We start from the raw sequence: 20268 nt of genomic DNA, 5'->3' as shown, positions 1-20268 counted from the left end.
ATGGATTTTAGCAACGACAAACCACGTATATTAATCGTTGACGATGAACCTGCTAACTTAAAAGTCATGCGAGAAGTATTAGGTAATCAATACCGTATGTCTTTTGCTAAATCAGGCGCTGCAGCACTTGCGCTACTAGAAAAAGAACAGCCTAAACTTATATTACTCGATATCATGATGCCCGATATGAATGGCTTTGAGGTGTGCGAAATACTTAAAAGCACACCCGCGCTTTCGCATATCCCAATTATTTTTGTAACGGCTTTGGGTGATGAAAGCGATGAGTTTAAAGGCTTTGAACTCGGTGCTGTTGATTACATTACTAAACCTATTAGCCCTGCGATTGTGCGCGCACGTGTTAAAACGCATTTATCGCTTGTACAAGCCGAGCAATTAAAGCAAGCCCATGTTGATTTAGTACATCGGTTAGGCCGCGCTGCAGAGTACAAAGACACAGACACTGGCGAGCACATTGCTAGGATGAGCCAATACAGTAAATTATTAGCATTAGAATTTGGCATGGGTGAGCAACAAGCAGAGCTACTTCGCCAAGCAGCCCCCATGCACGATGTAGGTAAAATAGGTATTCCGGATGCTATTTTATTAAAACCTGGGCGATTAACCCCTGACGAATTTGACCACATGAAACAGCATGCGGCTATTGGCGCGCAAATTTTAGCAAATTCCTCATCACCGCTATTACAACTTGCCCATAAACTGGCTATAGAGCACCACGAAAAGTGGGATGGCAGTGGCTACCCTAATGGTTTAAAAGGCGAACAAATATCGGTTGAAGGGCGTATTGTGGCTATTGCAGATGTATTTGATGCCCTTACCTCAAAACGCCCGTATAAAGAGGCTTGGGGTGTAGAAGAAGCGCTTGAGCATATGCAAGCACAAGCGGGTAAACACTTTGACCCCCACCTCATCAATTTATTTGTAAATAAGCTCGATGCTATAATCGCAATTAAAAACACATATCAAGAGCAACACTAAGTATTGCGCGTGCGTGAGCCTTGTTTTACATCACCATATACCGCTTTTATGTGCGGGTAGTCATGAGAGGTTATTTCGTGGCTATTCCCACTGTTATCTTTAAAATAAAGCGAAAACGTTACACCGTGATCAGCCAGTACAGTTTTTATGTTTAAGTCATTTAAATAATCAACCCAACCAATAAACTGTGCACCGGTGGCTGCAAAAGCAATACCTTTGCTTCGCCCTTGTCCTTCAAATAACGCTAAACGCGTTGTTTTTGCGCTATCTTCAAGTGTGAGTGGCCCTTTGCCATTTTCATCCCAAAAGGCAAGCTCTTCAACTACGCTAAAGCCTAGTACCTGCTTGTACCACTTTAGCGCTTCTTGGATGTTTTCAACATTAAGGTGGCAATGATCAATGCCCGATAATAAAGGAGCGCTCATATTATTGACCAATTTCTGATTTTAGCTGCTCTAAAAACGCATACATATACTCTGTGCGTCGCTCTGCCTCGGCTTTAGCTGAGGGCGTATTCATGCTCTTAGCAATATGAAGCAATTTAATAAAAAAGTGATCAAGGGTATAGGTTTTATCATCTGCTTCGCGGTTAACACAAAATGGGTCATCAGGGTTATACAGTAAGCGGCTAATAGAGCCCCCTACTTTCATACAACGGCTAACGCCTATTGCACCGAGTGCATCCATTCTATCGGCATCTTGCACGATTTGCGCTTCTACAGTTTTAACCGCTATATTGGCGCTAAAGCTATGGGCAGCAATAGCATGATGAATATCATCAAACAAACATGCGTCGTAGTTAATTGATTTTAAAAACGCAATGGCTTTATCTGCCGCCATAGTAGATGCTTTTGCTCTATCGGGATGGTTTTTTGCCACCGCAACACAATCGTGCATCCACGCCGCTGGCAAAACAATATTCATATTGGCTTGCTCGGCGTGACATAATTGAATAGCAACACGCACTACGCGTTCAATATGCGTTATGTCGTGTGCTACATCGGCATGTATTAACGAAGTAATAAATGAGCGACATTGAGAATCAAGCTGTTGTAACTCAGGGCTTAAAGCAGTGTTGGCCACAGTGATGTTCCAAAAAACTAATTTATATGAGAATTATTCGTACTTTAACGTGCTTTACACCTCCCTTGCAAAACATTCATTGTATGTTGCCCTATGCTTGACTAAAATACAGCGCTTATTTATTACAACTGAGAAGCCTTATGTCATCTACCGTTTACCTACAAGCTGGTCGCGAAAAATCATTAAAAAGAAAACACCCTTGGTTATTTTCAAAAGCCATCAAAAAAATTAAAGGTAAACCAGGCTTAGGTGATACGGTCACCATTCACGACAGCGAAGGTAAATTTTTAGCCACCGCTGCTTATAGCCCTCACTCACAAATAAGAGCGCGAGTGTGGAGCTTTGATGAAAAAGAAGTAATAGACCAACACTTTTTTGAGCGTCGCTTACGCCGTGCTTTAGATGCTCGCGAGCATGCAATAGCCGAAGGCGGTTTAACTGGCTTTAGGTTGTGTGCTGCTGAGTCTGACTACTTGCCAGGTGTAACCATTGATAAGTTTGATAACACCTTAGTTTGCCAATTACTAAGTGCCGGCGCTGAGCGCCATAAAGGTGAAATTGTAGGCGCGTTAATGGCTATTTTTCCTGGCGCGAATATTTATGAGCGCTCAGATGTAGACGTGCGCACCAAAGAAGGCTTAGAACCTATTAAAGGTGTACTGTGGGGCAACGAACCTTCAGAACCTGTGGTTATTGAAGAAAATGGCTTAAAGCTTGAAGTAGACATTTTAGAAGGTCATAAAACAGGCTTTTACCTGGATCAACGTGATAGCCGCGCAGCACTTGAGCGCTTTTCAAAAGATAAAACCGTATTAAATTGCTTTAGCTACACAGGTACTTTCTCACTTTACGCACTACGTGGTGGCTGTAAACACGTCACTAATGTTGATGTATCACAACCAGCACTGGATACCGCTAAGCGTAACGTAGAGCACAATAACTTAGATTTAAATAAAGTCGATTTTGTAAAACAAGATGTGTTTAAGCTATTACGCCAATACCGTGAGGAAGGCAAACAGTTTGACACTATTGTGATGGACCCACCAAAATTTGCAGACAACAAAGCGCAGCTAACCGGTGCGTGTCGTGGTTATAAAGATATAAACATGATTGCTATGCAAATATTAAAACCAGGCGGTACATTACTTACCTTCTCGTGCTCTGGATTAATGGAGCAAAACTTGTTTCAAAAAGTGGTAGCAGACGCTGCGCTAGATGCAGGTAAAGAGCTATTGATTATGGAGCGTTTAAATCAAGCGGCCGATCACCCTATTGCTGGCAGTTACCCTGAAGGCTTTTACTTAAAAGGCTTGATTTGTAAGGTTTACTAAAAATTATTGTTATTACCTACAAGGACGTAGGTAATAAATCGAACGTTGTTTAATACCCGAAATAGCAAAAGCCAGCCGCTTGGTGTTTATTCAATTTAGTTAAACTGAACTATTTCTAATCCTGCGGTAATGGTGCCATCGTCTTCTTTGCTAGCACGTATAACTTTAGCCGTTGCATTTAAAGAGGCAATACTTGGGTGAGTCGATTCTATATTAACCTGTAACAAAGTATCGAGCTCAAGCAAGTCATCTAAATGAAGTGATAGCCCAGTGGCACTTAAATCAACACATTCTGCGGTATAATTTAGCCCAGCAACTGGCTCTATTGTTGTTAATTGCGCAGGAGTATTAACCTGCATACGTCTAAAATTGCGCTTATCTTCAGTAAACATGCATCACCTTTAAACAACCGTGTTTATTTGCTCAAATAAAGTACCCATCGAAAACGGTTTTACTACATAGGCATCACACCCTGCATCAAAGCCAGCTTGCTTTTCCGAGGGCGACTCTAAGCCCGAAACCATAACAACAGGTATATTTTTAGTCTCAGGTGTGTGCTTAAGCATCCGACATGTATCATACCCATCGAGGCCAGGCATACATACATCAAGCAAAATAATATCCGGCGGGTTAGCAATGGCAGACGCCAAACAGCTTTTCCCCGAGTCAGCATAACTAACATCAAATTTTGAAGTCAGGGCAGATTTAAGCATTTCATAATTAAAATACTCGTCATCTACAACTAACAATCGCTTAATCTTATGTTCAACCGATGAGGACATAGGTATGTCGCTTCCTTCTCAACCAAAAATAAATCCTTCTATTAAGGTACTAAGCTTAATAGAAAATGCAAGTTTTATTCTATCTCTTTTATCGCATTCATAACGCGTTTTGCAGAAATAGGATATGGGGTACCTAAGGTTTGCGCAAACAGTGACACCCTAAGCTCCTGCTGCATCCAAAAAATAGCGTTTACCTGTTGCGGAATAGGTAAGCCTTTTGGAATTTTATTTACGAGCTTTTTGTACTCTTGCGCTACTTTTTCAAGTTCTAAAACACACAGTCTATCGCGGTTAGGATCAACAGGTAGTTTTTCTAAACGTTTTTGAATCGCTTTTAAATAACGAATTAGGTCGGGCATTTTATTCGCACCGTGAGCGCTCACAAACCCTTTAAAGATAAGTGACTCAAGCTGCGATTTTATATCGCCATGGGCAGTTATCATAGTTAAATCGACACGCCCTTTCATTTTTTTATGTAACGCATGAGCAATGCTTAAAACTTGTTCAACCTGGGTGGCAATTTCTACTACAGCATCGCCTAGTTCGCCCCTAATTTGCTCTTTAACTTTATCAAAAGCGTTTTCATCGCGTATATCGCCATGCTTTATTAATAAGCTGTCTACGCCGGCGGCAATACAATCGTCAATTAAATCCGCAATTTTCCCAAACGGATTAAAGTACAAGCCCAGTTTGGCTTTATTAGGCAAGTTTTGCTGAAGGTACTTTATTGGCGACGGCACATTTAATAAAACTAAACGCCGTAAACCTTGCTGATGCGCTTGCTGGGCTTTTTCTTCGCTATCAAAGAGCTCAATTGCCGCTGTGGATTTTTTATCTACCAGCGCTGGGTAAGCTTTTATTTCGTATTGGCCTTGCTTTTTAACGTACGAGGCAGGCAAAGCGCCAAAGTCCCATTGTGTTAAATCAGCTTTTTCAATGCCTTTATCGGCTACCTTTGATAGCGTATCGGTTACTTTGCCTTGCAGCTGTGCTTTTAGTTTTGCTAAATCTAGCCCGCGTGCAAGCAATTTATCGTGCTCATCACGCACCTCAAACTGCAACCTTAAATGAGGCGCCAGTGCGTTTAAATCCCACGCTTCTATATCTACTTTTACGCCTGTCATTCTTAGTAAGCGTGTAGTAAGTGCATCAAGTAAGCTGCCTTGCATAGGCTCAATGGCTGCCAGTACAGCATCAGCGTAATTGGGAGCAGGTACAAAGTTACGACGTAACGACTTAGGTAACGATTTAATTAAACCACTTATTAACTCATGCCTAAAGGCAGGTATGTTCCAATCAAACCCGGTTTCTTGCACTTGGTTTAAAAGTGCTACCGGTATTTGTACAGCCACCCCATCAACAGCTTGTCCTGGATCAAAATGATAGCTCAGCGGCAAAATAATATTATCTTGCTGCCATGTGTCAGGGTAATCAAACTCAGTAATATTACTTGCACCGTGTTGCATAAGCTCTTCACGGGTCATGTATAGGTAGCGTTTATCTTTTTGCTTTTGGGCTTTATACCACTTAATAAAGGCTGCACGGTTGTTGATTTCTTTAGGTATTTTTTTATCGTAAAATTCAAATAACGTTTGCTCATCAACCAAAATATCGCGACGTCGCGATTTATGCTCAAGTACCTGAATATCCTCTATTAGCTCGCGGTTGTACGCCAAAAATTGTTCATTTAAGCCAAGCTCTTGCTCTACAAGGGCGGTGCGTACAAACAGCTCACGGCTAACTTTAGGGTCTATATTGCTATACACACAGCGGCGTTTATTAACCACCAATAAGCCGTACAAGGTTTGTTGCTCGAACGCGATAACAGCGCCTGGTTTTTTCTCCCAATGCGGCTCAGAATAGCTTCGTTTTACTAAATGCTGTGCAAGGGGCTCTACCCAATTAATATCTATTTTGGCATTAATACGTGCGTATAGTTTACTGGTCTCTACCAGCTCTGCCGACATAATCCATTTGGGGCTCTTTTTAAATAATCCAGAACCCGGAAAAATATGAAACTGGCTATTACGAGCGCCTTTATATATTTGCTTTTCGTCTTTAAAGCCTATGTGACTTAACATGCCGCTCAGTAGCGCTTTGTGTATTAGCTCAGAGTCAGCCACTTGCGTGGTGGCTTTAATTTTCATTTCGTTGCACACAGTGCTTATTTGATAAACAATGTCTTGCCACTCACGAATACGCATATAAGCTAAAAAGTCTTTTTGGCACAACTTTCTAAACTGGCTATTTGTCAGCTCACTTTGCTGCTCTTCTAGGTAATTCCAAAGATTTAAAAAAGCAATAAAATCTGAGTCAGGGTCATCAAAGCGACTGTGTTTTTCGTTCGCTGCTGCGCGTTTTTCTTGCGGGCGCTCTCGGGGGTCTTGAATCGATAGCGCTGCCACAATAATAATTACTTCTCGCAGTGCACCGAGCTTATTAGCCGTCAACACCATTTTAGCTAAACGCGGGTCGACCGGTAAGCGGCTAAGCTCACGCCCTGATTGCGTTAAACTTGTTTGATGGCGCTTTTTACTCGGCTTAATCGCCTGAAGTTCTTCAAGTAGGGTTAAACCATCGTTAATATTGCGACTATCTGGCGCTTGTACAAACGGAAACTCGCTCATATCGCCAAGCCCTGATGCCAACATTTGCAAAATAACAGAGGCTAAATTAGTGCGCAGTATTTCTGGGTCTGTAAATTCAGGGCGAGATATAAAGTCATCTTGCGAGTATAAACGTATACAAATACCCGCTTCAACACGGCCACAGCGTCCCATACGCTGGTTCGCACTTGCCTGAGAAATTGGCTCAATAGGTAAACGCTGTACTTTAGTACGATAGCTGTAACGGCTAATACGCGCTGTACCTGGGTCTATTACATAACGAATACCCGGCACCGTTAATGAAGTTTCGGCTACGTTGGTTGATAAAATAATATGGCGGCGCGAATGCGGGGCAAATATACGGTTTTGCTCTGCGTTAGATAAGCGCGAGTAAAGTGGTAATACGTCGGTGTGTTTTAAATTACGTTTAGAGAGCGCCTCTGCAGTATCGCGTATTTCGCGCTCGCCATTTAAAAATATGAGAATGTCCCCGGGCCCTTCAGCGCACAGCTCATCTACCGCATCAAAAATACCTTGCAGTTGGTCGCCTTCGGCTTCCATAGCGTCTTTATTTATATCGCTTATAGGGTTATAGCGCACCTCAACGGGGAATGTACGTCCCGACACTTCAATAATTGGCGCATCATCAAAGTGCTTTGAAAAACGTCCAGGATCAATGGTCGCCGAGGTAATAATAACTTTTAAGTCGGGGCGCTTTGGCAGTAAGTTTTTTAAATACCCTAAAATAAAATCGATATTTAAGCTGCGCTCATGGGCTTCATCAATAATGATGGTGTCGTACTGATTTAAAAAGCGGTCTTGTTGTATTTCGGCGAGCAAAATACCGTCGGTCATCAGTTTTACATACGTATTATTAGAAACCTGATCGCTAAAACGTATTTTAAAACCGATTTGTTGGCCAAGTTCACATTTCATTTCCTCAGCAATGCGGTTAGCTACACTGCGCGCGGCTAAACGTCTTGGCTGAGTATGGCCAATAAAGCCATCAACCCCACGGCCAAGCTCTAAACACATTTTTGGTATTTGTGTGGTTTTACCTGAGCCTGTTTCACCGGCAATAATCACCACTTGATTATTCGCAATGGCGTCTTTAATGACATCCTTTTTTTGACTTACCGGTAATTGCTCAGGGTACGTTACAGCGGGCAGCTCAGCTAAACGTTTTTCACGTAGCTGCTGGCTGCGGGTAATATCAGCCGCTATTTTTTCAAGGGCATTGGCCTGCTTAGTCTCGTCTTGTATTTTTTTTACGCCATGTAAGCGTTTTTTAAATATAAACTGATCTTTTTTTAAGCACGTTTTAAGCTCGCCAAACAACTGACCTAGGTTTACCACCCGCACACCTTATAAATTTAATAAATGAGGGCTAATAGTATCAAAATAAACGCGCAGCGTTAATCCTACAATCCCTATAAGGCTTATATATCACGCTATTGGTTTTTAAAAATTCCTACAAAGGTTGCTTGCGTGTTCGATTTGCTCGCTCGGTACATGCCCGAGGTATTAAATGGCATACTAATATGACCTTTAGCATCTACAATAATAACCCCACCTGTACCACCTATAGGCGCAAGCACCTGGTTAATAACCTCATCCCCAGCTTGTTCAATGGTTTTATTTTGATATTTAACGCGTGCACAAATATCACTGGCAACACTGTAGCGAATAAAATACTCGCCGTGACCGGTGGCCGATACCGCACACGAATCGTTTTCAGCAAATGTACCCGCGCCAATAACAGGGGAATCGCCAATGCGGCCAAAGCGTTTTGCGGTCATGCCACCTGTAGGTGCTGTGTACATACAGCTAAACTAAAGCTTGCTAAATTAAAATATCTACTGAGTATGGGAACCTGAAGCTCCAATGTATGCCAAAGAAAACCCTTACGAGTTTCAAAATCCCACAGTGTCACTTAATCCAAAGCTTTAAGGAGCTCTAATAAAAAGCCCCTTCCTTTGTCGGTCAAGTAAGCTCGTCTTACTCTATAATCATTAGGATCATGCCTTAAAGTAACCAGATACATACCCTCTTTGGTAGGGGAGGCCCTGTCACTTAACATACGTAAATTACGGCTAACTGTAGCCTTAGGCATACAAAGCTTTTCTACTAACTCTGAAGAGCTAATACCCTCTGAACTACTTACCTCGATAAAAATAGCCAACCCATTGGGAGGGAAGTCAGCATGGTATTTACGTAACAATTTTGCGAGGTTCATACCTCTCTTAAGTTCTTTCCGCATATTTAACCCGTATAGATCTTAATTAAATGTGATTGAGTTATTTCGAATGAAATTTCTTAGGGGGGAAGGATTCTACAATCAAAAAATTTACTTTTGTAGCTGAAGATTGAACTTAAAACAATTTATTTTAATAAACCTGATGGCTATGTTTAGCTAAATCTGACATCAGTAGATGTACCTGCGGCTAAATTGCCGTTTTTATCAAGTGCCACTGCGCCTACGGTGCCCATTTTATAATTTGTTGGCAGGGCTTTATGCGCAGCTTGGTAGTTTTTGCTGGTTGCTTTTTCTTTTTCTAATTTTTGCTTTGCTTTTAAAAGTGCTTCATAACGGTGCTTAGTATCAAATATATTATTTTCTATCAGCGCAACGCCCTGCTCTTTGGCAAATTCTTCAGCGCCTTGACCACTAAGCATTACGTGTACTGAGTTATCCATTACTAAGCGGGCTAATTGAATTGGGCTTTCTATGTGCTTTACGCCAGCGACCGCACCCGCTTGACGGTTTCGCCCATCCATTATTGAGGCATCAAGCTCATGGCTGCCATCATAGGTGTACACTGCACCACGCCCAGCATTAAAGTAAGGCGACTGCTCTAATACTTCAATAGCAGTGGTGATTGCATCTAAACTTTCGCCGCCCTTTTCAAGTACGGTGTAACCCGCTTCAACAGCTTCGGCTAGTTTTGCTCGGTAGGCTTTTTCTTGCTCTGGGGTAAATTTTGCTTTTTCAATTGTGCCTGCTCCACCATGAATCGCTATAGCAAACGGGGCTTGTTCACTTAATGCTTGCGTGCTTAGTGTTAAGCAGCCGCTGGCTAAAACTGACAATAAGAATGTTTTTTTCATAGTGCGCTCTTTTTTAAATTTAGTATTGAATTTACTTTGAATGGTTACACGTATTTTTTCAACTAATATCAACGGCATTAAGTTAGCGCTTTATTTAAGCAGCTAATAAACAGCCTAATAACAAAGCGAAATACGAGGGCGTTATTTCCCTTCATCACCCCTACTTTTTAACCCAATTGGCATAGAGTAAGTTTAATGGCACAAAAAAAGCGCCATCAGGCGCTTTTTACTAAACGTGTATGTAATTAAGCGTCTTGCTTAGCTTTTAAACGTGCTAAACGTGCTACTTGGTGAGTAGATGTTAAGAACGAATAAATAGGTGCTAAGTAACCGCGCTTACGAAGCTCTAAAAATTCTTCATCGCTAAGCGAGTTAAGTTTTTTCTCATCGATAAGGTAAATACCGTTGATGTCTTTTTTCTCGCCTTTAATGTCTACTGTTAGCGTTTGCGCTACTAGTAGCTCTTTATCAGCTAAGTATTTAGTGAATGCTTCTGTTACTTGAGAAAACTCAATGAAAGACACTAAGGACTCTTTACGACGTTTTAAGTAGTCTGTTTCTTCACCGTTTTCAAATAATGCGTTGCCTTCTTCTTCACCTACAAGCGAGCTTGCTTCGTCAATCACAATACCGTACTGATCTTGCTCAGGGTGCTTTACTAGACCCAATGGGTAACGCGTTGATGCCATAGGAGCAAAAGCTGCTGTCCATTTACCATCTTCTACAAACAGGTTTTCGCCTGGCTCTAGGCCAAACATTGCAACTGCTTGGAAAGTACCGCTTTCGTTGTTTTTAACAAAAGACATTGGGAATTCATTTGCTACGCGTGCAAACTCATGTGCAACTACTGGCACTAAATGTTGAGTTTTCATAAATTCAACGTTGATGCCGTTTTGAATTTTAGTGTTGGCATGCTTTTCGTTGTGTAAAGGCTGTACTTGTTGCTCCGCCATGTTACTGCTCCGTTTATTTTTAATATATATGTTTCATTGTTAATGCCTTTAGGCTAATGCTTTTGAACGAAAAAAGGAAGGGAAAGTTTTATGACAACCGTCATGAAAAAATAAAGTTTAACTAAATCTGGGCGTTGCTAAAAAACAGACAATAAAAACGCAACTAATACGCTCAAAAACAGTACAAATAACGGGTGATTTTAATACAGCGCCATAAAAACCATTAACATTGGTTAACAGTTTGACGGTATTTTTTGAATAGCTTTAGCACGTTATTTAGCCAAATAAAAAGGCAGCTTAATTAAGCTGCCTTTTTAAACTGTAAATGAGCGGCTAAATTAAGGCGCCCAATACACTTCAATATTTATGCTTGGGTGGTTTAGCACAGCGCGAAGTGGCATATCGTTTACATCGCCACCCGCTTTAGCTTGCTTGTATACCGCTAGCTTTTCTTCACCACTGATCAGGAGTTTAACCACTTTAGAGTTTGCTATTGCATTTAAAGTCAGTGTCATGCGCTCTGTAATGCTGCCTGTCACGTCACTTTCTATTGCATTAATAGCGCACACAGTTTGCTGTGTTGTTAAACCATGCTCAAGACCCTCTGCATGTGGGAACAAAGACGCTGTATGGCCATCTGGACCCATCCCTAAAATTGTTACATCATACGGTGCTTTTAAAGCGCTATAAGCGGCTTCACATACTTGTGCGCCCTGCTCGGCCGTTGCTGCATCGTTTTTCATGGTAATAAAATTAGCGGCACTGCCGTAATTTTGTAACAAGGTGCTTTTTATAAACGCTTCGTTACTTTTTTCGTGGCTTGGCTCAACCCAGCGCTCATCAACCATGGCAACATCTACATTTTGCCAATCTAAATCAAGCGTTGATAAGTGCTTGTACGCTGGCGCCGGAGACGAACCGCCCGATACCATTAGCACAGCACGGCCATCACTTTTTATGCCATCACGTAAAGATTGCTCAAGCGTGTGTGATAGCTCAGCGGTTAACTCATCTTTTGAGTCAAAAAATTTTTCAACAAGTGTTGCCATACCTTACGCCTTATCGCCTGTGTTAAACCACACGTGGTTGTTTTCAGCTAATAATTCATCAGCATCATCCGGTCCCCAGCTACCAGCACGATAAAGTGCAGGTTTGCCTTTAGTATGCCAGCGCTCAATAATTGGATCTATCCATTTCCACGCTTGACGAACTTCGTCACGGTGTATAAATAACGATGGGTTATTAGCTGCAGCATCAAGCATTAAGCGTTTGTACGCATCAGAATGGAAACCGTTGCTGTATGCTTGAGAAAGCTCAATATTCATCGTTACCGGCTCTAATTGCATTTCAAGATTATCAAGGCGCTTAGACATAAGCGTTAATTGAATCGTCTCTTCCGGCTGCAAACGAATAACAAGGCGGTTTGGCTCAATATTACCCACGTTTTCTTCATAAATATTGTGCGATACTTTTTTGTACTCAACCACAATTTCTGCACAACGTTTAGCCATACGCTTACCAGTACGAAGGTAAAAAGGTACCCCCGCCCAGCGCCAGTTATCAATGTGTGCACGAATAGCAACAAAAGTTTCTGTTTTACTTGAACCTTCGTTAAGCTCTTCTAAGTAACCAGGTACAATTTTACCGTTTAAATCCCCTGGTACGTATTGACCGCGAACGATATTTTCATCTACGTCACCTTCTAGTAACGGACGAAGTGCTTCTAATACTTTAAGTTTTTCAGTACGGATGCTATTTGCGTTTAGTTTATTTGGTGATTCCATTGCCACTAAGCACAATAACTGTAATAGGTGGTTTTGCACCATGTCGCGCAGTGCACCTGCTTTATCGTAAAAACCAGCACGGCTTTCAAGGCCTACCGTTTCAGATAAACTAATTTGAATATTATCAATAGATTTAGCATCCCACATGTTTTCAAACAGTGAATTTGAAAAACGCAGTGCCATTAGGTTTTGTACTGTCTCTTTACCTAAGTAGTGGTCAATACGGAAAATTTGCTCTTCGTCAAAAAACTCTGCAATTTTACCATTGATAGCCTCTGCTGATTCGCCGCAGTAACCAATTGGCTTTTCAACAACCACACGTGAAGTGGGTGTGATTAAACCTTTCGTTGATAAAATTTCACAACATGTGCCGTAAACAGCAGGCGGAAGTGATAAATAAAATACGCGAGATTTATTGCTGTCGTGCTCATCTAAAATGCCTTTAAGTACATCCCAGTTGTCGTCAGCTTCGGTTACGTTGCTTACTACAGGCACTAAGTAAGTAGAAAATGCTTTCCAATCTTTAGCGTTAAATTCGCCTTTACTTAAAAATTCTTTCAGTGCGTTGTGTGCTGTTTCTATGTAGTCAGCACGCTTACTTTCTTCACGCACTGTAGGCAGAATACGCGAGCCTTCTGGTAAGTTGCCTTCTTGATATGCTCTGTACATTGCAGGTAGCAATTTGCGTAACGCAAGATCACCACCGCCCCCAAAAATTATAATATCAAAAGGATTAAGCATAGTTACTCTCTACGTTTGTAATACCTAAAAGCGACTTCCATAAGCCGCTTGGTATGCAGGTTTAGTGCTTGAATGACAGTGGCTCTTAGTGTTAATAAAAGCCTATTGAATGTTTTACGCTATGGCGTTTTATTTATTATTTGACTGTTCGCACAATTAAATGAGTCTTAGGAGTCCTGTAAATCCTCTCACAAAAATACAGGCCCTAAGAACTCCAGCGCTACCCGTTCAAAGGTACTCGGTTTGCTTATTTACATAAGCGAATATATTACTGCGTACGGTGTTGCTTGTAGTACGCAATTAAGCCATTTGTTGAACTATCGTGGGCGTGTTTTACGCTGTCATCGGTTAGTTCGCTTTCAATTTTAGAGGCAAGGCCTTTACCAAGCTCAACACCCCATTGATCAAATGAGCAAATTTCTAAAATTATGCCTTGGCAGAAAATTTTATGTTCGTACAGCGCAATTAAGCGTCCTACTGTTTTTGCATCAACTGTATCTAGCAGTATAGATGTTGTAGGGCGATTACCCTGATGAATTTTATGATTTAGTAACTCATCAATTTGCGCTTGTGTTTTACCTTTAGCGGCTAAATCTTCCGTGACTTGCTGTGCATCTACACCGCTCATCATTGCTTCTGTTTGCGCTAAAAAGTTAGATAATAAAATATCGTGATGCTTATCTACGGCTACCTGCGGCTTAACTGAGGCAATAAAATCAGCAGGTACAATTACATTACCTTGGTGTAAACACTGATAAAACGCATGTTGGCCGTTAATACCGGTCATACCCCAAATAATAGGAACCGTTGTATAAGGTACGGTTTCGCCAGCAAAGTTTACGTGTTTACCGTTACTTTCCATCTCACCTTGTTGTAAATACGCAGGTAACATATGAAGCGCTTGGTCGTACGGTAAAATAGCTTGCGACGTAAAGCCTAAAAAGCTGGTATTCCATACACTAAGTAGTGCCATTATAAGCGGAATATTTTGCTCAAATGGGGCTGCTTTAAAGTGCTCATCTACTTCAAATGCGCCTTCTAAAATAGCTTCAAACGCGTCATAACCTAGGTATAACGCAATAGGTAAGCCTATCGCACTCCAAAGTGAAAAGCGACCCCCTACCCAATCCCACATAGTGAATACGTTTTCATCGCTAATACCAAAGGCTGCGGTTTTTTCTAAGTTTGTGCTAACAGCAACAAAATGCTTAGCAATGGCGCTGTCATCTTTTGCTGTTTGTAAAAACCAATCAACGGCCGTTTTGGCGTTGGTCATGGTTTCTGATGTGGTAAATGTTTTCGATGAAATAACAAACAAGGTTGTTTCTGGGTCAATTGCTTTTAACACAGAGGCAATTTGAACACCGTCAGCATTAGATACGTAATGAACATTTAAAGTGTCATCAGCAAGTGCTTTTAGCGCTTCGGTTGCCATTTGCGGGCCTAGGTTTGAACCACCTACACCAATGCTTACCACATCTTTTACTGCTTTACCTGTGTAGCCTACCCATTGCCCACTGCGTACTTTTTCTACAAAGGTTTTAATTTTAGCTAATTCGTTATCAACCGCTTGTGTTACGTCTTCGCCGTCAACAACTAAAGGTGTATGGGCACGATTACGTAAAGCAGTATGAAGAACAGCACGCTCTTCTGTAATATTGATTTTTTCACCGCTAAACATCTTGTCGCGCCAAGAGGCAATGTCACACTCTTTAGCAAGCTCGATGAGTTGTGCAAAAATAGTTTTATCAATACGCTGCTTTGAATAATCAAACAACACACCCGGAATTTGAGTAGAGAATGCATCAAATCGTGTATCATCTTGTGCAAATAACGTTTTTAGATGGGTTTGTTTCATCTGCGCGGCACTATTTTGCAGTGCTTGCCAACTTGCTAATTGCGAACGATTAGACATGTAAATATCCTCTAAAATATTTAAATTAATGATTTAAAAACAGTTTTAGGTAAAAAGACTTCGCTAATTGCGCGTAGTGCTAGTAAAAAAGCAAGCGCTTAGTATAACGAAAAAAGTAATAAAAATGCTGTTTTTATAATTTATGATGCAGATAATAACGCAATTTTTTACTTTTGACACCGGTATCATAAAAATTTTATGAATTAATTACCCACAAATTTTAAGCATTTAATAGTTTAAACAACATTTATTAAATATTCATGAATTAGGGCCTGTTGACCTTTTAGGATTAAAATTTGTTCAAACTAGGAACAATTTAATCCTGCCGCGAGGTTTGTACCCTAATGGGCTCAGTAACGGCTCCAGCGTTACGCTACTGGCTTACATCCATATAAAAATACCAAACACTGCTGCAAATTAAACTTCGAAACATTATAGGCCCAAAGCATAAAATGCATCGTATGCACTCGCCTAGCTTTATAGGTGGTTAAAACATCCTCAAAACTAGGCCCATAATTAGCTCACCAACGCCAAGCCACCCGCTACGTTATAAATATTCGCAAAGCCTAATTGCTGTAAATTTGCCGCTGCAATTTTAGAACGATTGCCGCTTCTACACAGTAATATATAGGTGTGCTGCGGGTTTAATTGATTTTGTACTATGGCGTTAGCCATACGGCTAAGTGAAATATTAAGCGTATTAGATAAAGGCGCGGCAAAAAGCTCCGCCACATTAATTGCGCCATGTTCATACGGCTCACGGGTATCAATTAAATACACATTTTTTTGCGTTAGTAACGCTTTAGCTTGTCCAAAGTCTAGCTGCTTAGTGTCTGTTTGCACCGCCGCCTGTACATAGCCACACAATTGGTTACTAGTTTGCATATGTAGCTGATCGTGTTGTGCTTTTAGCTGTGCAAATTGCGCCGTACTTAGTTCTCCATTTAATAACGGGCTAAGCAAAGGCGTTTGTGCACGTACAGTACGCCAGTTAATGGCAAAGCATTGCTGATAGTCATGCCCCGAACAAATAACCGTATCGTCACTCATTTTCTCAGCAAGGGTAATAAGTGAGTGTGCCATTTGCGTTGCACTGCCCCCTTCAATCGAGGTATTGCCAAGTCCTGCAGGTAAAATTAAATCACCGCAAAAACAATACTCAATATGGCCTGTGGTGCGATCTTTTAATAAATAACTAACGCTGTCTTTACTGTGCCCTGGGGTTGGCTTTATGGTTAGCGTTTTTGTACCAAGCTCAATGCTATTTTGCATCGCATGCGGTGTGCCCAGTACTTCATTTAACAAAGCCACTGCGCTTGGCCGGTCTTGGTGCTGGTGGGTATCTAAAATTGCTTTTACGCTGAGCTGTTGTGTGCTCACTATTTTTTCAAAGCGTGGAATAAGCTCTATTACCGGGTCAATAATAACGGCGCTGTCATCGTCACTAACATACAGCCAGCTACACGCCCCTTTATGCCTAAATTGTGTTAATCCCAGCGCGCATACTTCTTGCTTTGGCGAGGCACTGTCAGAAACAATTAAGCAATTGGCCTCTAATACCGCCTTTAGCGAGCATATTCGCTTGCATGCTTGGTTAATTTGCTGCTCGGTTGCAGCTGGCCCAAAAGACAGCCTAATGGCGTTTTCACTTTGCCAATTAGTTGCCCCCATTGCATCAAGCACAAAACTGCGTGTTGCCCCTGTACTACATGCCGAGCCACCGCTCACTCTAATGCCTGCTGCGTCAAATAAATCAATAACCTCTTTGGAGGTAAGCGTATCAACAGCAAAATTAAGGGTGGTAGGTACAGAATGTGAAAAGTCGTGATTAAAGGTTATATCACCAAAGGTACTTTGCAGCGCATTAAGCAGTTGCGCTCTGTAGCTATTTAATACCTCAACCGACTTAAACGTGTCGTCGTTTTTATCTAGCAGCAAGTTAAACAGTTTATTAAGCCCTGCTATGCCTGGTAGGTTTTCGGTGCCAGAGCGCATGCCGCTTTCTTGCCCGCCCCCCGCAATAAATGGCGTATAGGCACTGCCATTTTTAATGTATAAAAAACCAATACCTTTTGGTGCATAGAGTTTATGGCCCGAAAACGGGGCATAATCTATGCTGGTACTACTAAGCGCTAGCGCTTGTTTACCTAGAGCTTGTACACAATCAACCATCCAAGACACTGATTTATTGCGGCTGCGAATAGTATGCTCTATAGCGTTTAAGTCTTGATAAACACCGGTTTCGTTATTAACCGCCATGGTGCAAATCATTAGCGCGTTATTTATGTGCTCATTAATAAACGCTAAATCTAAAATCCCTTTACTATCAACAGGAATAGCCAGTAATTGGGCGTTAATGCCTAAAACGCTATTCCAATGTTTTAACGTGTTAGGCACCGCTTTGTGCTCAGTTGCCCCGTACAATAATACAGGGTTTTTAATCGTATGATTTTTAGCATGAATGAGCGTTGAAACAATGGCTGTTTGTATGCCCTCTGTTGCGCCTGAGGTAAAAAGAATATCGCCATCGGGCGCACCAATAACATGGCGTGCATTTTGCCTTGTTTGTTCTAATAAATACTTAGCTTGTATACCGCTAATATGGGGGCTTGAAGGGTTACCAAAACAAATTTGCATGGTGTGCGACACCACGTCGGCAATACAGGGTAAAACAGGTGTTGTAGCGTTTGCATCAAGATAAACTTGGGCTGCTTGTTCATCGTGCAATAAAAACTCAGACATTAAAAACGCACCTTTATTACTAAAAAATATATCTTATACCCAATAGTACATAAGTTTGTTCTCATTGGGTAATAATCAATTAGTAACTTAGGTGCGTTTACTATGCTTTTTTAAACTAAAAGTACGTTACTGTGCCCGCTCTTTTGTTATTTCTCCATGCGTAGATGACCAGGCATTTATTAGCGCTTTTACAAGCGATGCGAGCGGAATGGCAAAAAACACGCCCCAAAATCCCCATAAGCCACCAAAAAATAGCACTGCAACAATAATAAATACGGGATTTAAATCAACGGCCTCAGAAAACAACAAGGGCACTAATACGTTGCCATCTAGCGCCTGAATGACCCCGTAAATTATTAGTACGGTCCAAAATTGCGTTTCGATACCAAATTGAAACAGCGCCACCGCCGCAACCGGTATGGTAACCAATGCCGCACCCACAAATGGAATTAACACCGAAAACCCAACCAACACGCCAAGTAAAGCTGCATAACGTAAATCAAGTACAGTAAAGGCAATAAACGAGGTGCCACCCACAATTAAAATTTCAAATACTTTGCCTCGAATATAATTCATTATTTGCTGGTTCATTTCGTGCCACACTTGCAAAATTAACCGTCTCTGCTGCGGAATAAGCGTAGCGGCACTGCTTGTAAGCTCAAGCTTGTCTTTAAGCATAAAAAATACAAGTAAGGGTACAAGCACCAAATAAATAAGCCATGCCACAACATCTTTTAACGAAGTAAGTGAAAACGAGACAATAACTTGGCCAAATTCGAGCGCCTTTGCCTCTACACTTGCCACAATAGCTTGGACCTGCTCGGCATTAATTAAACTGGGGTATTGCTGTGGTAAGGCCATTAAAAATGACTTACCTTGCTCTACCATGTGTGGGGTTTCTTGTACTAAATTACTGGTTTGCTTCCAAAGTACGGGGCCAATAACCAAAATAAGGGTAAGCATAACTCCGGTAAAAATAAGCATTACAATGACTGTAGCGCTAAAGCGTTTTAACCCAAAGCGCTCTAAGTGCACGACCGGCCAATCAAGTAAATAAGCAATCACCAATGCCACTAACACAGGAACAATTAACGAGCCAAAAAAGTACAGTAATGCCACAGAGGCAATGAGTAAAAAAAGTAAGGTGACTGAATGAGGATCTGAGAACTTTCTTTCGTACCATGTTTTAACGTATTCAAACATGCAATGGCTCCACTAGTAATAGTCCTAGGTGTTGATCAAATTTATATGTATATGCATTTTTGCTTAAAAAACGCGTAATATCATCTGCGCTTTCGTCGTTATTTATACTAAACGTTATTGCCTTATTAGATGACTGCGCATTACGAAGCGCTAATTTAAATTGTACAAACTGTTGTGGGCATTTAAATTTTTTTAAATCGCACTCTAACATAACTACTTTACTCGCTAAGTAAAATGAATAATAAGTCGCATATTGTCGGTCATTCTATTTATAAAATGTGAACAGCAGTAACTTTTTCTTAAAACCATTCCTGCAATAGTTTATCCTTATAACATAATTAGCAGTAAGGATAAGTTAATGCCTGGCACGCATAATAAAGCGCAACTACCTAGTAATCCAACTCTCAAAGAGATTAATTGGTATAAAAAGCAGATAAACTGGGGAGAGCTCCCGCCTTTTTATCATCTTGTTGCTTCTTCGGTCAGCGAATCTGAAGGAATATTGGAGCACGGATTTGATAACGCTGTAAAAAGCCTGATCAATAAACGCAATTGGAACTTAGACTTACTTGATGGCTATGAAGATGATTTTGGTGAAATACACACCAAGCATAAGCCGCGTATAGCGCTACACCAAGTATTTACCGACCGAGGCTTTGAGCTCTGGGCGCAACCCTATGCTAAAGATATAATTATTGATCAATACGTTAGAGATAACCGCTTTATGGAGTTTAAAGTATGGGATCCGCATTCAATGAAAAACCTGATCCGCATAAATCAGCTCCATAAGTTTATTGGCTTTTATTTTGAGCGCGGCGACAAGGCCGATAAAGCCATTATTTTACATGCACATAAGGTAGTACATAAAATTATTAAATTTTTGCAGCAGGAATTGAACGTTGTAAAGCTTGATGGAGTCACAATAAAAGAACTCTACCAATTGTGCGAAAAAGACAGCCGTGCAAGCAGCGATGAAATTGACATAGCAAAAATTGCCATTGGTGAACAAATTAACAAGGAATAA

The 20268-nt window shown here is 41.1% G+C and carries 16 protein-coding genes and 2 pseudogenes; 3 read left to right on the top strand and 15 right to left on the bottom strand.

Annotation, left to right across the window (positions count from 1 at the left end; translation table 11 throughout):
* A complete protein-coding gene (locus PSH41_RS12040) occupies positions 1 to 996 on the top strand; it encodes a response regulator (RefSeq protein ID WP_054983078.1) in 996 nt (331 codons plus the stop codon).
* On the opposite strand, the gene PSH41_RS12035 is transcribed toward PSH41_RS12040, so the two are convergent.
* Complete coding sequence (locus tag PSH41_RS12035; protein WP_054983077.1) at positions 993 to 1421, bottom strand: VOC family protein; 429 nt, start codon at positions 1419 to 1421, stop codon at positions 993 to 995. The two genes, PSH41_RS12040 and PSH41_RS12035, sit on opposite strands and share 4 nt — an antisense overlap.
* Position 1422: 1 nt before the next feature.
* Entirely contained in the window at positions 1423 to 2079 is a 657-nt protein-coding gene (locus tag PSH41_RS12030) for an HD domain-containing protein (RefSeq protein WP_004589186.1), read from the bottom strand.
* 140 nt (positions 2080 to 2219) lie between these two features.
* Between PSH41_RS12030 and PSH41_RS12025 the strand changes: the two genes are divergently transcribed.
* Entirely contained in the window at positions 2220 to 3410 is a 1191-nt protein-coding gene (locus PSH41_RS12025; protein WP_273589117.1) for a class I SAM-dependent methyltransferase, read from the top strand.
* Positions 3411 to 3505: 95 nt separating this feature from the next.
* Here the strand turns inward: PSH41_RS12025 and PSH41_RS12020 are convergent, their stop codons facing one another.
* From PSH41_RS12020 to PSH41_RS11960, 13 genes and pseudogenes are all read right to left on the bottom strand, one after another.
* On the bottom strand, positions 3506 to 3802 hold the full coding sequence (locus PSH41_RS12020) for a PilZ domain-containing protein (protein WP_004589184.1): 297 nt from the start codon (positions 3800 to 3802) through the stop codon (positions 3506 to 3508).
* Between the two features lie 9 nt (positions 3803 to 3811).
* Positions 3812 to 4192, bottom strand: a complete 381-nt coding sequence (locus PSH41_RS12015) for a response regulator (protein WP_024034218.1) — start codon at positions 4190 to 4192, stop codon at positions 3812 to 3814.
* A 74-nt stretch (positions 4193 to 4266) separates the two neighbouring features.
* Positions 4267 to 8154, bottom strand: coding sequence for an ATP-dependent RNA helicase HrpA (gene hrpA, locus PSH41_RS12010; RefSeq protein ID WP_273589118.1), 3888 nt, complete (start codon positions 8152 to 8154; stop codon positions 4267 to 4269).
* Positions 8155 to 8249: 95 nt separating this feature from the next.
* Positions 8250 to 8606: pseudogene (locus PSH41_RS12005) on the bottom strand (isoaspartyl peptidase/L-asparaginase); the annotation flags it as partial.
* Between the two features lie 125 nt (positions 8607 to 8731).
* The gene (locus PSH41_RS12000) at positions 8732 to 9034 is read right to left on the bottom strand and encodes a hypothetical protein (protein WP_206435481.1); all 303 of its coding nucleotides are present in this window, start codon (positions 9032 to 9034) and stop codon (positions 8732 to 8734) included.
* Positions 9035 to 9225: 191 nt separating this feature from the next.
* Positions 9226 to 9906: pseudogene (locus PSH41_RS11995) on the bottom strand (isoaspartyl peptidase/L-asparaginase family protein); the annotation flags it as partial.
* Between the two features lie 245 nt (positions 9907 to 10151).
* Positions 10152 to 10859: a SapC family protein gene (locus PSH41_RS11990; RefSeq protein WP_004589180.1), complete on the bottom strand. Its 708-nt coding sequence runs from the start codon at positions 10857 to 10859 to the stop codon at positions 10152 to 10154.
* Between the two features lie 338 nt (positions 10860 to 11197).
* Positions 11198 to 11908, bottom strand: coding sequence for a 6-phosphogluconolactonase (pgl, locus tag PSH41_RS11985; protein ID WP_273589119.1), 711 nt, complete (start codon positions 11906 to 11908; stop codon positions 11198 to 11200).
* A 3-nt stretch (positions 11909 to 11911) separates the two neighbouring features.
* On the bottom strand, positions 11912 to 13384 hold the full coding sequence (zwf, locus tag PSH41_RS11980; RefSeq protein WP_273589120.1) for a glucose-6-phosphate dehydrogenase: 1473 nt from the start codon (positions 13382 to 13384) through the stop codon (positions 11912 to 11914).
* Between the two features lie 268 nt (positions 13385 to 13652).
* Positions 13653 to 15299, bottom strand: a complete 1647-nt coding sequence (gene pgi, locus PSH41_RS11975; protein WP_004589177.1) for a glucose-6-phosphate isomerase — start codon at positions 15297 to 15299, stop codon at positions 13653 to 13655.
* A gap of 516 nt (positions 15300 to 15815) precedes the next feature.
* Positions 15816 to 18041 carry an aminotransferase class V-fold PLP-dependent enzyme gene (locus PSH41_RS11970; protein WP_273589121.1) on the bottom strand — a complete coding sequence of 742 codons (2226 nt, stop codon included), beginning with the start codon at positions 18039 to 18041 and terminating at the stop codon, positions 15816 to 15818.
* 126 nt (positions 18042 to 18167) lie between these two features.
* Positions 18168 to 19244 carry an AI-2E family transporter gene (locus tag PSH41_RS11965; protein ID WP_264390709.1) on the bottom strand — a complete coding sequence of 359 codons (1077 nt, stop codon included), beginning with the start codon at positions 19242 to 19244 and terminating at the stop codon, positions 18168 to 18170.
* The gene (locus PSH41_RS11960) at positions 19237 to 19455 is read right to left on the bottom strand and encodes a hypothetical protein (RefSeq protein WP_004589174.1); all 219 of its coding nucleotides are present in this window, start codon (positions 19453 to 19455) and stop codon (positions 19237 to 19239) included. Before PSH41_RS11960 ends, PSH41_RS11965 begins: the two co-directional genes overlap by 8 nt.
* 147 nt (positions 19456 to 19602) lie before the next feature.
* Here PSH41_RS11960 and PSH41_RS11955 point away from each other — a divergent pair, with 147 nt between their 5' ends.
* Positions 19603 to 20268, top strand: coding sequence for a hypothetical protein (locus PSH41_RS11955; protein ID WP_273589122.1), 666 nt, complete (start codon positions 19603 to 19605; stop codon positions 20266 to 20268).

This window comes from Pseudoalteromonas sp. CST2 (assembly GCF_028599385.1).
Taxonomy (GTDB): domain Bacteria; phylum Pseudomonadota; class Gammaproteobacteria; order Enterobacterales; family Alteromonadaceae; genus Pseudoalteromonas; species Pseudoalteromonas atlantica.
The sequence above is the reverse complement of the archived record's forward strand: the minus strand, read 5'-3'. Positions and strand labels throughout refer to the sequence as shown.